The organism is Sporosarcina sp. NCCP-2331 (assembly GCF_023707945.1).
GTDB lineage: Bacteria > Bacillota > Bacilli > Bacillales_A > Planococcaceae > Sporosarcina > Sporosarcina cascadiensis.
Genome location: NZ_BRCD01000021.1, coordinates 44,005 through 58,069, shown reverse-complemented (window position 1 = coordinate 58,069; position 14,065 = coordinate 44,005). Strand labels below are relative to the sequence as shown.

At 43.7% G+C, this 14,065-nt stretch carries 11 protein-coding genes; 8 read left to right on the top strand and 3 right to left on the bottom strand.

Annotation, left to right across the window (positions count from 1 at the left end; genetic code table 11):
• The first annotated feature begins 107 nt into the window (after positions 1-107).
• The 5 genes from NCCP2331_RS12805 to NCCP2331_RS12785 all read left to right on the top strand — a co-directional run bounded on the left by NCCP2331_RS12805 (position 108) and on the right by NCCP2331_RS12785 (position 9,095).
• Positions 108-1,511, top strand: coding sequence for a cytochrome ubiquinol oxidase subunit I (locus NCCP2331_RS12805; protein ID WP_251671150.1), 1,404 nt, complete (start codon positions 108-110; stop codon positions 1,509-1,511).
• Positions 1,498-2,514, top strand: coding sequence for a cytochrome d ubiquinol oxidase subunit II (gene cydB, locus NCCP2331_RS12800; protein ID WP_251671148.1), 1,017 nt, complete (start codon positions 1,498-1,500; stop codon positions 2,512-2,514). The genes NCCP2331_RS12805 and cydB overlap by 14 nt, the downstream gene beginning before the upstream one ends.
• Positions 2,514-4,235, top strand: coding sequence for a thiol reductant ABC exporter subunit CydD (gene cydD, locus NCCP2331_RS12795; protein ID WP_251671146.1), 1,722 nt, complete (start codon positions 2,514-2,516; stop codon positions 4,233-4,235). Before cydB ends, cydD begins: the two co-directional genes overlap by 1 nt.
• The gene (gene cydC, locus NCCP2331_RS12790) at positions 4,232-5,962 is read left to right on the top strand and encodes a thiol reductant ABC exporter subunit CydC (RefSeq protein ID WP_251671144.1); all 1,731 of its coding nucleotides are present in this window, start codon (positions 4,232-4,234) and stop codon (positions 5,960-5,962) included. Before cydD ends, cydC begins: the two co-directional genes overlap by 4 nt.
• Before the next feature lie 973 nt (positions 5,963-6,935).
• Entirely contained in the window at positions 6,936-9,095 is a 2,160-nt protein-coding gene (locus NCCP2331_RS12785) for a bifunctional diguanylate cyclase/phosphodiesterase (protein WP_251671142.1), read from the top strand.
• Between the two features lie 49 nt (positions 9,096-9,144).
• On the opposite strand, the gene NCCP2331_RS12780 is transcribed toward NCCP2331_RS12785, so the two are convergent.
• Both NCCP2331_RS12780 and asd read right to left on the bottom strand, forming a co-directional pair.
• Positions 9,145-9,639 carry a DedA family protein gene (locus tag NCCP2331_RS12780; RefSeq protein ID WP_251671140.1) on the bottom strand — a complete coding sequence of 165 codons (495 nt, stop codon included), beginning with the start codon at positions 9,637-9,639 and terminating at the stop codon, positions 9,145-9,147.
• A 17-nt stretch (positions 9,640-9,656) separates the two neighbouring features.
• Complete coding sequence (gene asd, locus NCCP2331_RS12775; RefSeq protein WP_251671138.1) at positions 9,657-10,436, bottom strand: archaetidylserine decarboxylase; 780 nt, start codon at positions 10,434-10,436, stop codon at positions 9,657-9,659.
• A 56-nt stretch (positions 10,437-10,492) separates the two neighbouring features.
• Here asd and pssA point away from each other — a divergent pair, with 56 nt between their 5' ends.
• The 3 genes from pssA (at position 10,493) to recQ (ending at position 13,353) form a co-directional block, all read left to right on the top strand.
• The gene (gene pssA, locus NCCP2331_RS12770; protein ID WP_153721432.1) at positions 10,493-11,026 is read left to right on the top strand and encodes a CDP-diacylglycerol--serine O-phosphatidyltransferase; all 534 of its coding nucleotides are present in this window, start codon (positions 10,493-10,495) and stop codon (positions 11,024-11,026) included.
• A 109-nt stretch (positions 11,027-11,135) separates the two neighbouring features.
• Positions 11,136-11,555 (top strand): hemerythrin domain-containing protein, encoded by a 420-nt coding sequence (locus NCCP2331_RS12765; RefSeq protein ID WP_251671137.1) that lies wholly within the window; start codon positions 11,136-11,138, stop codon positions 11,553-11,555.
• Between the two features lie 25 nt (positions 11,556-11,580).
• Positions 11,581-13,353, top strand: coding sequence for a DNA helicase RecQ (gene recQ / locus NCCP2331_RS12760; RefSeq protein WP_251671182.1), 1,773 nt, complete (start codon positions 11,581-11,583; stop codon positions 13,351-13,353).
• Positions 13,354-13,398: 45 nt separating this feature from the next.
• On the opposite strand, the gene NCCP2331_RS12755 is transcribed toward recQ, so the two are convergent.
• Complete coding sequence (locus NCCP2331_RS12755) at positions 13,399-14,064, bottom strand: queuosine precursor transporter (protein ID WP_251671136.1); 666 nt, start codon at positions 14,062-14,064, stop codon at positions 13,399-13,401.
• Position 14,065 lies beyond the last annotated feature (1 nt).

The following is a 14,065-nucleotide window of genomic DNA, read 5'->3' as shown; positions in this document are numbered from 1 at the left end:
ATAAGTTTGCAGCTTTGTAACAGGAACTCCGCACATTGTTCACGAACTAAATTTCGAACTGCGTTACGCTAGGTAATAGAAACAAGTTCGAAAGGAGCCCGTGAAAAATGGAAGAAGTCTTATTAGCCAGAATCCAATTTGCCTCCACAACATTATTCCATTTCATTTTCGTGCCGTTGTCTATCGGCCTGGCACTGATCATTGCGATCATGCAAACCATGTATGTAGTGAAAAAAGAAGAAATCTATTTGAAAATGACGAAGTTCTGGAGTGTGTTTTTCCTCATCAACTTCGCAATCGGCGTGGTGACCGGAATCATACAGGAATTCCAATTTGGGATGAACTGGTCGGCTTATTCAAGATTCGTCGGAGATATATTTGGCGCTCCGTTAGCAGTGGAAGCTTTACTCGCATTTTTCCTGGAATCCACATTTATCGGCATATGGATCTTCGGATGGAATAAACTGCCGAAGAAACTTCATTTAGCCTGTATTTGGCTGGTTTCTATCGGTACCGTTATGTCAGCATTCTGGATTCTTGCCGCCAACTCATTCATGCAAAATCCGGTAGGTTATGTATTGCAGAACGGACGCGCGGAAATGAATGATATTTTTGCATTACTGTCCAATGAAAAGTTATGGGTCGCATTTCCGCATACCGTTTTCGGAAGTTTTGCGACAGGTGCATTTTTCGTTGCGGGTGTAAGTGCATGGTATTTAATTAAGAAAAGACAAACAGATTTTTTCAAAAAGTCCTTGTCGATTGCACTGGTTGTCGGCATGATATCGGGACTCGGAATCGCATTCTCCGGTCACTCCCAGGCCCAATACTTAATGCATGCACAGCCAATGAAAATGGCCGCTGCAGAAGCGTTATGGGAGGATAGCGGTGATCCGGCCGCCTGGACGCTTTTCGCGAATATTGATGTAGAAAACCGAGAAACTACCGGACGCATAGACATTCCTTATATGCTCAGTTATCTGACATACAGTGAGTTCACGGGGAAAGTAGAAGGTATGAACAAACTGCAAAAGAATATGGAAGTCATCTATGGAGAGGGCGACTATATTCCGCCTGTTAAAACAACTTTTTGGAGCTTCAGAATCATGGTATTTACAGGCGGTATTCTATTAGGGCTCGGCGCATTCGGTCTGCTGCTCATGTACCGCAAAAAAATCACAGAATCCGTCTGGTTCCTGCGTCTGCTGGTTCCCGCCATATTCCTGCCGTTCATTGGCAACTCATTCGGCTGGATTATGTCTGAAATGGGTCGTCAGCCATGGGTGGTGAATGGCTTAATGAAAACAACTGACGGGATTTCACCTAACGTATCAGCGGGCCAGATTCTGTTCTCGCTCATCTCGTTCTCAACTATTTACACAATTCTCGGAATCATTATGGTCATTTTGTTTATAAAGTTCATCCAGCTTGGACCTGAAGAAAGACCGCAGGCTGATGTCTCCGCAAATGACCCGTTTGAAACAGGAGGTGCCGGACATGCCGTTAAGTGATATTTGGTTCATATTGATAGCAGTCCTGTTTATTGGGTTCATCTTTTTGGAAGGTTTCGACTTTGGGGTCGGAATGAGTACGAAGTTTTTAGCGAAAGACGATTTAGAGAAACGAGTAATTATGAACACCATCGGCCCAGTCTGGGATGCCAATGAAGTTTGGCTCATCACAGCGGGAGGGGCTATGTTTGCTGCATTTCCTCACTGGTACGCAACCGTCTTCAGCGGTTTCTACATGCCATTCGTCATTTTGCTGCTCGCTCTGATTATCAGAGGTGTAGCTTTTGAATTCCGTGGAAAAGGCGACTCGGAAGCATGGGTGAAAACCTGGGACTGGGCAATTTTTATCGGAAGTATTCTGCCGCCGTTTCTGTTCGGTGTATTTTTCACCAGCTTGATACAAGGACTGCCGATTGACGGCGAGATGAATATGTATGCGACATTCACAGACTTCGTCAATGTCTACACTGTCATTGGAGGAATTACATTCGTTGTATTGTCATATCTGCATGGATTGCTGTTTATTAGTCTGAAAACAGTAAGCAGCCTGCGTGAGCGTGCAAATGCAGCAGCGCTTAAAGTGTATGCGTTGACCGGCGTTTTCATTCTGCTGTTTATGATTTTCACATACTTTGATACAAATGCCTTTACAGACCGCGGAGCAATCATCATTCCGATGTATGCCGCAGCAATTCTACTGTACGGTTTGCTGTTCTTCTTCCTGAAGACGAAGCGGGAAGGCTTGAGCTTCATGATGACAGGGTTAATCTTAATAATTGTCATGGCTAGCTTCTTCATCGTATTATTCCCGAATGTAATGATCAGCACGATGGATCCGGCGTTTAATATGTCGATTGCTGAGGCGGCGTCCGGAGAATACTCATTGAAAATCATGACCGTTGTCGCATTTACTATGGTGCCGATCGTTTTGGCGTATACAATTTGGAGTTATTACGTGTTCCGTAAACGATTGACAGGTGATAAGGAGCATCTAGAATACTAATGGATAAAAACTTGCTTCACTACAAAGGAAGTAAACAAGCGATGGCGTTGATTGGGCTGCTGACAGCAGTTCAGTCAATCGCCATTATTTTTCAAGCGATCTATTTAGCGCGGGCAATTACACAACTGTTCCAAGGTGCCGACGGAAGTGCTGCGCTTCAGTCTTTTGTGATATTTGCCGTCGCTAATAGTAGCCGTCACTTTATTCAGTGGGCAAAAGAACGGATCTCTTATAAATTTGCTGACCGCACAGCGAAAGAATACGAGCAGCTGCTGCTTCGGAAAATATTTGATTTAGGCCCGCAGGCAGTGGGGAAATACGGTTCGGGGAATTTAGTGACTCTTGGCTTGGAAGGCGTGCCGAAATTTCGTAAATACCTGGAACTTTTGCTACCGCGTTCTATGTCCATGGCTATCGTGCCGGTCGTCATTTTGGCGTATGTGTTTACGCAGGATAAAATGTCCGCTATTACCCTGTTACTTGTACTGCCGATTCTAATTATCTTTCTTATTTTGATCGGAATGGTTTCCAAGAAAAAAATTGACGAGCAAATGGATACGTACCGATTGTTATCACGTCACTTCGTCGACTCATTGCGGGGAATTGTTACTCTGAAATATTTAGGACGGAGCCGTGCGCATGAACGGTCGATAGCTGCGGTAAGTGACAAATATCGAATTGCGACAAACCGTTCATTGCGCTTTGCGTTTTTATCTTCATTTTCACTTGATTTCTTTGCAAGTCTGTCAGTAGCCGTCGTAGCGGTTGAGCTTGGTTTGCGTTTGATAAATGGTCAAATGCTGCTGGAACCTTCGCTTGCGATTCTGATTTTGGCGCCGGAATATTTCATGCCGGTACGGGAACTGGGTAATGATTTTCATGCCACAGCAGACGGGAAAGACGCCAGCGAACAAATCCATGCTATCTTGGATGAACCTGAAATCATGAAGCCGAAAGCCGTCACACCTATGAAAAAGTGGGATGAAAACTCCAATTTGGAACTTAGGGATATAAAAGTCCAGATAGAAGGGCAGACCGTACTGGAAGGTTTGAATCTGATCCTGCAAGGTCATACGAAAATAGGGGTAATCGGCCATTCTGGAGCTGGCAAGTCTACATTGATCGATGTATTGTCAGGCTTTACGGTACCGACTGACGGCCGTTTTGTAGTAGATGAAGGACCGCTCCCTCATTTAGCACTGGAGGAATGGCAGGATCAAGTCGCTTATATACCGCAGCACCCGACAATTTTTCCTGACACGGTAATAAATAATATTCGATTTTATGAACCTGATGCTTCACTGACAGAAGTACAGGAAGCGGCAAAACGGGTGGGGTTGGATCAGTTGATCGCTGCATTTCCAAACGGTTATGAAGAAAAGATCGGAGCGGGAGGACGTGTGCTGAGTGGTGGAGAAGAACAGCGGATTGCTGTTGCCAGGTCACTATTGCAGCGACGTCAAATTTTATTGTTTGATGAACCTACTGCTCACTTGGATATTGAAACAGAGCATGAGCTGAAACAACTGCTTCTTCCACTGCTCGAAAACAAGCTCGTCGTATTCGCAACTCACCGGATTCATTGGATGCGGGAGATGGACAGGATTATTGTACTGGAAAATGGAAAAGTCGTAGAGATGGGTTCGCATGATCAATTACTGCAGACTAACGGGGCGTATTGCAGATTACTGGAAGCACGCGGAAAGGGGCATGCCGTATGAATCTTTATAAGCGTCATATCTTTCCGTATGCCAGAAAGTATCGGAAAACGCTGTGGTCTACTGTCATTTTAGGAACATTGACCATTTTATCTGCCGCTATGTTAACTTTTGTATCCGGTTATTTGATTTCAAGGACATCAGAGAGGCCGGAGAATATCTTGCTCGTGTACATTCCTGTTGTCGCTGTACGCACATTCGGGATTTCACGTGCTGTGCTTCGGTATGTGGAACGGCTGCTTGGCCACAATGCAGTATTGAAAATCATTGCGGACATGCGTGTGCAGCTGTATCACGTGTTGGAACCGCAGGCACTGTTCATTCGTTCTCGCTTTCAAACAGGAGATTTACTCGGTACGCTGGCAGATGATATTGAACATCTACAGGATGTCTATATCCGGACATTATTCCCGACTGTTATCGGCTTGTTCTTATTCAGTTTTTCGGTGATCGTACTGGCTGTTTATGATTGGAAGTTTGCGATCATCATGGCGCTTTGTCTGGCAGTCGTTGCATTTGTCTATCCGATGGCTTCACTCTATTTAATGAAAAAGAATCAGCGGCAGTCGAAGAAACTGCACAGCCGTCTATACAATACGATGACGGAAGGAATATTCGGACTGCGTGACTGGATGATCAGCGGGCGGAAAGAACAATTTTTATCTGCATTTCACGAAGAGAGTCATGCAAGTCATGAGATAGATAAAAAACTGGCATACTGGCAGCAGTCGCGAACGGCACAGTTGCAAATATTCTCAGGGCTTCTCGTTTTAGTAGTCGGCCTCTGGGCAGGTCAGCAAGCGGCGGATGGTTCTCTGATGCCAACTTACATTGCGGCATTTACGTTAGTGACACTGCCTATTCTAGAAGGAATAATTCCAATCTCTCACGCCATTGAACGCATGCCGGCGTATGAAGCTTCCCTGGAACGAATCCACCGTATTCACGAGCAGGGTCCAATGAATGAGCAGCAGGCAATCAAAGCGGTCGATGTGGCTGATGTCACCATAACACTCACCAATGCGAGTTATCGATATGAAGGGCGTTCGGAAGATGCTGTGCATGATGTCACATTGACGATTCGTCCAGGGGAAAAAGTAGCTGTACTAGGTAAAAGCGGTGCCGGAAAATCTACTCTCATTCAGCTGCTTCTGGGTACAATTGAGCCGACAGAAGGAACCGTTTTAATTAATGAACTTCCAGCTGCCAAATATGGCGATGACATTTTTGAAGCGATGAGTGTGCTCAATCAAAAACCGTATCTTTTTGCGACAACGGTTGAAAATAATTTGAAGCTGGGAAATTCATCAGCAACTGAAGGAGAAGTGCAGGAAGTTGCAAAACAAGTAGGCTTGTTTGACATGATCCAATCACTCCCTGCCGGTATAAAAACACAGATGGAAGAGACGGGACAGCGTTTTTCAGGAGGAGAGCGCCAGCGTATCGCACTTGGTCGTATTTTATTAAAGAACACACCAGTAGTCATTTTGGATGAGCCGACTGTCGGACTGGACCCTGTCACGGAATATTCATTAGTGAATACTCTTCATCAATCCCTTCAAGATAAAACTGTCGTCTGGATCACGCATCATTTGATGGGGATGGAGAAGATGGACAGGATCCTATTTATGGATGACGGGAAGCTGGTCATGGACGGTACACACCTGGAGCTGCTTGCTTCTAATGAACGATACCGTCAGTTATATGCATTGGATGAAGGATTAACATGATATTCTAAACAGGCGTTTGCGATTATAGGGTAAGTGGAGAGAGATCGTTCCCCTGCGTTCCAGGAGGACGCTTTCGAGAGGGCCCTCGGTGAGCCAAGCGAACAGCGAAGGGTTCGCTTTGCCGTATTTCTGTGTTCTTTGCAGAAATTAAGGCAATACCGAGTCTCTTCTACACGCTACTTTCGCTTCGCTCCCCTAAGTTGTCTCATCCTATCGGGCTGCTCCTCCCCGAGCCTTCTGGAACGAAAGTACACTGGCTTGTTTTTCGAGATTTTTTTGTGAGTTGCAGTATGAGCATACTATTTGAGATGATTACGATAGGTGAGGCATTTCATGCTTTACTTATTATTCTGCTAAGGCTTGGATTCTTTTGATCAATACGTTACGCACTTTGCTAAAAATCAATATGATATTCTTTCTACATACCAGCGAAGGCGCAACTGCGGGGGCGGCCGTGGCTGTGAGACTGCTGGCACGCCTTTCGCCAGTAGGCTCATAGCGTAAGGCAATCCCCCAGCGCCGAAGCGGGTCCAAACTGCAAACTCACACTTCATTCAATCTTCCTACGAAGTCGAGCAACGAAACCGTGCTAACTAAATTCACGTCCTGCAAAAGAGCAGTATGACATACTTTCATTAACACCAGCGAAGGTGCAACTGCGGGGTCGGCCGTTGCTATGAGACTGCTGGCACGTTCTTCGCCAGTAGGCTCATGGCGTAAGGCAATCCCCCAGCGCCGAAGCGGGTTCAAACTGCAAACTCACACTTCGTTCAAACCTCCTGCAAAGTCGAGCAACGAAACCTCACATACTAAATCCATTCACTGGAAAACTTCTATTACAATTTGCTAGTTTTCATTATAGGTTGGAAACATATCCACTTTCCGGTAAATTGCACAGAATTTTCGTGACAAAGCCCTATTCATAGCTTACTGTGGTTATAGAAGTTTCATCATGCTGATTGGAGAGCAACAAATGAAAATGACGAAAAATAGCTGGCTGAAGATGATTTTGCCTCTTGTGATCGTAGGATTGCTGGTTCTGACAATCTCAGATTATCTTTCGACGAAAAAGGCATTAAAAATCCAGATAGAAGAAGAAACGATTGATATCCTAAACAGTTTCATTTCGGAAGTAGATACTTTTACAACGAGAAGAATTGGCGATGTTGAACTGATGGCAGATTACATACCATACATAGCAGAAGATAAAGAAGAAATTGCAAAGTTTTTAATAAGACAGCATGAAATTATGGATTACTTTTCTGCGCTTGGCTTTATCACACCGGACGGAAATATTATCGCGGCCGACGGTTCAAAATTGGAAGTAACAAAAAAAGAGTCTTTCAAACGTGCGCTGCAAGGAGAAATTCTTATCAGTGAGGTATTTCCTTTAGCACAAGATCCGGAAATTAAAGTGTCGTCCATAGTGGTTCCGGCAGAAAATGAATCAGGAGAGGTCATTGGCGTATTATCAGGGCTAATTAATATTGAAGATATCATCAGAGATATTACGAACAGTTTTAATTTGCCTGGTGCGGTGTATTTTGTCAAGGACAGTGAGGTGGTTTACTCTTATCCTATAAACAGGCATACTGCGTTTTCATATAAAGACCAACTGGAACAGATTGAAAGAGAAAAGTACGGGACCATTCATATGAATGATTCAGGACATCTTCTCAAGTATGGTCAGACCGTTTCAGGTTGGACGGTGATAGCCGACTCTTTGGACAACCCAAAACTGGATGAACTATCAGCTGCCTTTATAAGAATGTTCTTGCTGGTATCCTTAATCGTGTCAGTCGGAATAATCATTTACTATTATATTTCTTATGTGGAAAAACAAGCAGATGTGGCTTTAAGAAAAGACTTATTGACTGGATTGCCAAACCGATTAAAGCTCAGAGAGGATATCAACAGAAAAAATGCCGAATGGGCAAAGCAGAATCTTGCAGTTTATTTCATTCGGCTGGACCGCTTTTCTGACTTAATGAAACAAGTGGGATATCAGACAGCTGATCAGCTGTTGCAGAAAACAAGTGGATTACTGGATGAGTATGAGCGGAGAGGCCGTTTGTACCGAATCGATTCTGAGCAATTTTTATTTGTTATCGAGAGTGCTTGTCAAGAGGGGACTATGGTAATCGGGGAAGAACTGGTGCAGCTGCTTCGGCACAAAATTGTCGCACCCGACGATTCAAAAGTCCATGTTTCGGTCAGTGTCGGTGGTGTAATGATCAGTCAAAATGCAAATGAAGAGACATTGGGAAATGGGGTCTATGCTTGTCAGGAAGCAAGCAAAGCGGGCGGCAATCAATTTCTCTTATACGATGAAGCAATGGACGTCCGCAATAAAGAACTTCGGAAAATGGCTCGCTGTCTAAGCAAAGCTCTTGAACTTAATGAACTCTACATGGTATATCAGCCGATTTATAGTATTGATGAAAAGCGCATTGTCGGTTTTGAGTCATTGATTCGCTGGAATTCTGCTGAACTTGGTGAAATAGGCCCTTTTCATTTCATACCACTTCTGGAAGAAGATGATGCCATAATCGAAACGGGGCGCTGGATTATGCGAACGGCAGCACTGCAGGCAATTGAATGGCGAAATGCTGGTTATGAACGGTTTACGATTAATGTCAATGTATCAGTCAAACAGTTGCATCACGCAGGATTTTTAGACGATGTGTATGAAATGCTGGAAGAAACAGGTGTAGATCCATCGATTCTAATTTTTGAAGTGACGGAATCGGTTATTGTGGATGATGTTGGTTCAGTGGTCCGTATTTTACAGACGTTGAATGAAATAGGCATTAAGACGGCAGTAGACGATTTTGGCACAGGATATTCATCCCTCTCATCCTTAACAACGCTGCCGTTCCAGTATTTGAAAGTAGATAAAGCATTCATTGATGACGTGGAGCGCAGAGAACCGGGTTCGGAGGCGATATTGAAAGGAATCATCCATATTGCGAAAGCACTCAATCAGACGACTGTACTGGAAGGCGTTGAAACACTTGAACAGCTGCAGTTACTGAAGTCTTTCGGAGCACAGCGCATTCAAGGTTATTTCATCAGTAAACCGCTTCGTGTGGAAGATGCGGTTCATCTGATTGGAAAAGAGATGGAGTGGTAGGTGAAAACAAGAAAAAGTGTCATCAAGCGAATATCTTGATGACACTTTTTTATATTTTTAAAAACGGCAGCTGAATGAAGTAGCCGAGAAGAACAAGAATGGTTGTTGAAATTATTATTCCAGGGATGGCGAACAGCATATAGCGCTGCACACTCATACCGCTCATTCCTGACACATAGCAAACGAAATGCCTCATGCCCGGAAGGAAATATCCGATAGTCACCGTCCATGAACCATATGCCATAAACCAACGCTCCACTTTTTGCATACGATGGGGGGAAAGAAACAGATAGCGGCCGAATCGCTGAATCAGCGGCTTGCCTAATTTCCTGCCGAGCATATAAGTGAACAATGTGCCGACCATGACGCCGCAAATAGTAAATAAAATTGCAAAAATAAAATGAAAAGTACCGGCGGATGCTAAGTAACCGGCGAAAGTCACAAGGAATTCGTCAGGCATCGGCAAACCGAAAATACCGAGCGCTAAAAAGATAAATATCGAAAAATATCCATAATGCGCTAAATACTCTTGTATATGTTCCATCGAAAAACCTCATCTGCTTAGAATTGCCACTCTCCAATTTTATCACCTGTTCGCACTTCTGTAAAAGGCAGATTTACAGGAAGCAGAGCTTTTTTGTTTTCGAAGAATAAAATAACAGTAGAGCCAAATGCAAAATGACCGAAATCTTCACCTTTGACACAGTCTTTGGAAGAATCTAAAATGCGTATACTATTAACGTTCAATGCACCTACTTTGACAACTGCCACACGTCCAAATGAGCTGTCGATTTCTGAAATGATGCGGTAATTCGACGAGAAGAGTTCCTCTTTGTATTTAATCCCTAAATCATTGACAGGATAAGATGCCGTACCAAGTGCATAGCGTTTCAGCAGACGTCCTGAAACCGGGTAATGAAAGTGATGGTAATGTCTCGGTGATAAATAGAACAGATAGTAGTAGCCATTTTCATAAGGCTGGGCTGATGCGGAATCGCCAAAAAGTTCTGTCAGACTGTATGCCTGTTCTTTTACAATAAACTTCTGCTGTTCACTGACAGGTCCTGCACAGCTTAAAACGCCGTCAACAGGCGACACAACAGCAGCAGGATCGGAATCTGCTGTTCTGCTGCCAGGCTGTAAAGAGCGAGTGAAAAAATCATTTAAACTTTTATATGAATACACTGGATATTCTGCTTCATGAAGTTGAATATCATAGAAAGAAGCAAAAGGCCTGATCAGCGGCTTGCTTATCCGGGAAGTTGTGAACTGTTTTAACATGGCAGAACTGACCGGATGTGACGTCAATTCGACAAAGGATTTAAAAATTTGTTTTTTCATCTTTTCAACCTTTCAAAAAAGGACTATAATAGGTTAGTTAAATAAGGAGGGATAATATGTTTTCATCCAGATATTTCGATTATACTAAAATAAAGTACCAACTGGCTAATATCATAACACTTTTTAATTTAAGTTTGGGAATTATAGCTATTATACTTGTTATGAAAGGTCACGGCCATATGAGTCTGACATTCATATTCTTGGCTGCTTTGTTTGATCGGTTCGATGGAATGGTGGCTAGACATTATCATACGGAATCTGCTTTCGGCAAAGAACTGGATTCACTCAGTGATTTAGTTTCATTCGGTGTGGCACCGGCCATATTGATTTATGATGTCGCACTTTCACAAACGCTGTGGATCGGTTTATCGGCAGTTATTTTCTACATTCTGGCGGGTGCTGTCCGTTTGGCCCGTTATAATGTTGAGGAGTTTGATGGCTCTTTCTATGGTCTGCCGATCACTGCCGCCGGAGTATTGCTGACACTCGGCTATTTTGCTGCACCGTACATCGCGGCACCGTATTTTGTGATTTTATTGTCAGTACTTGCATGGTTGATGGTAAGCCGGATCCGCATTGCGAAAGTCTAATTCTGCGTCTTGCAAAGGTTCTCTTTGCAGGGCGTTTTTTCATATGACAAAACTTTCACTGCTTCTGTAATTCTGTTATGCTTAAGAAAAAGAAGAAGGAGTGGTCGATATGTCAGGACCGGCTTTAAGACAGCTTCATTCCCATCGGGCAATTCATGAAGGGGGCCTTTCCGGAGCTGTTATGAAAACAGAAGATTTAGTAGAATATTTACAGCAGGGTGATCAGCAGATGGCCGGCAGAGCCTGTGATGAATTACTTGATTATTGGAAGACGAGAGTCATCAGTCACGCAGATGCCGAAGAAGAAGGACTTTACAAAGAAATCTTAAGTGAAAATCCAGAACTTGAAAAAGATATTATTCAGCTGACCCGCGACCATGATTTAATGCGTCTGGCAGTACAGGATATTGACACTCTGCGTGAGGAAGACTCTGTCATAACTCCTGAGATCATGCAGAAGTTCTATGGTCTGATGGTAATCAATGAATTGCATAGCCGTGAAGAAGAGCGATTATTATTTACATCATAACAGCATGATAAAGTAGGAGGTGAGGATCGTTCGGAATCCATTAGATATACTGGAACAATATTTTGGCTATTCTGCATTCAGGGAAGGTCAGCAGCGTGTCATCGATCAAGTACTGAATGGTGATGATACACTTTGTGTAATGCCTACAGGGGGCGGTAAGTCTGTTTGTTACCAGGTGCCTGCATTGGCAATGGAGGGCACCGTTCTTGTCATTTCCCCGCTGATTTCCTTGATGAAAGACCAAGTAGATGCACTGCATCAGCTGGGTATTCCTGCAGCATACATCAATAGCACCCTGTCTTCAGAAGAATATTTCGGGACGATGGATAACGCAAGGGAAGGCATGTATAAACTATTATACGTGGCCCCTGAACGGCTCGAGTCGGAGTCATTTCTAAATCAATTGCAGAAAATGAACATTCCTTTGATTGCAATCGATGAAGCTCATTGTATTTCACAATGGGGACATGATTTCCGTCCAAGTTACCGGAATATCCATCGTATTCTAGATTACTTGAACAGCCGGCCAATTATTCTGGCATTGACCGCAACAGCGACTCCGGAAGTGCAGGAAGATATTTGTCAGCAATTACAAATACCGCCTGAGAGCCGGGTAGTTACCGGTTTTGAAAGAAGTAATTTAGTTTTTTCTGTTGTTAAAGGACAAAATCGGGATCAGTTTGTAAAAGACTATACAAAAAAGAATAATAATGAATCAGGTATTATATACGCGGCGACACGAAAAGCAGTAGAGCAGGTCTACACAACACTGCAAAAAAACGGCATTCCAGCAGCGAAGTATCATGCCGGCCTGCCTGATCAGGAACGTCAGATACAGCAAGATCGTTTTATTATGGAAGAAGCGCGTGTCATGGTCGCAACGAACGCTTTCGGCATGGGGATTGATAAATCGAATATCCGCTACGTCATTCATTATCAGATGCCTAAAAACATGGAGAGCTATTACCAGGAAGCAGGCAGAGCGGGGCGTGACGGTCTTGACAGTGACTGCTATCTTTTGTTTTCATCACAGGACGTGCAGACACAGCGTTTTTTAATCGAGCAGTCTCCCGATCCTGCCCGCATTTCGAATGAAATAAAAAAAATGCAGGTAATGGTAGATTACTGTCATACTGAAGGCTGTCTCCAGAAGCACATTATCACATATTTCGGTGAAAAGGATGCAGAGGACTGCAAACGCTGCGGAAACTGTACAGATACGCGCGAGCAGTTCGATGTCACAGTCGATACACAAAAAGTCCTTTCCTGCGTCATCCGCATGGGGCAGCGATTCGGCAAAACAATGGTTGCGCAAGTGCTGACAGGTTCGAAAAATAAGAAGATGCAGGAATTTGATTTTGAAAAACTGTCTACATACGGGCTGATGAAAGAACGCAAAGCTAAAGACGTAGCAGATTTTATAGAATTCTTGATTTCAGAGAATTATCTTCAAGTGGAGAGTGGCCCGTTTCCAATTATTTTCGTGACCGAAGAGGGCAAGGACGTCCTGCTTGGAAAGGTAAAAGTATGGCGCAAAGGCGAGATGGTTACGACAGTTATTGCGAAAGACGATCCGCTGTTCAATAAGCTCCGTTCACTCCGCCTGAAGCTTGCTCAGGAGGCAGGTGTGCCGCCATTTGTTATTTTCTCAGACAAAACTCTTCGTGATATGGTAGCAAAAATGCCCGCTACCGATGAAGAATTGCTGACCGTTCAGGGAGTAGGGCAAACAAAACTCGAGCGTTACGGAGATGTGTTTTTGGAAGTTATCGACTCATATTCCCACCAGCAAGCATAAAAGGAGCCTGACCAATCAATTATTGATTGGACAGGCTCCTTCTTTTTATTGAGTCGTTACTATCGAACTTGCATCTGTCTGCGAATCCGGCTTGTGGTTTTTCTTAGCTTCGATTTTTCGGCAAATCGCCACAAGCATATAGACAACGGGTGTATCAATCACCGCAACGGCAAATTTAAATACGTATTGTGCTGCAATCAGACCAAGTAACGCGGTAAATGGCATCGTACCATAAAAAGCGATCACAATGAAAATGACCGTATCGACAAGCTGGCTTGCCATGGTAGAGGCATTATTACGTATCCATAACTTCTTCTCGCCATGCTTTTCCTTAAGCTTATGGAAAATCGTTACATCCAAATTTTGACTGACAACATAAGCTGCCAAACTGGCAAGTGTAACGCGAAAGCCCGCTGAAAAAATGGTTTCAAATGCTTGCTGTTCTTCGTAAAAAGGTGCAGCAGGCAGATTAATAGCCAGCCAGATGAAAAACGTCGACAGCAATTGTACAAATAAACCAGTGAAAACGGTCTGACGTGCTGCTTCCTTACCATATGTTTCCGTCAGCACATCTAAAATGGGGTAGGTGCATACATAGACAACGGCTGCTGCCGGAAGCACAATCCAACTGCCAAGGCTGACCAATTTGACTGCTAATATATTTGATAGAATGAGTAAACCGACAAAGGTTCCGCTTAAATAATATCTCATC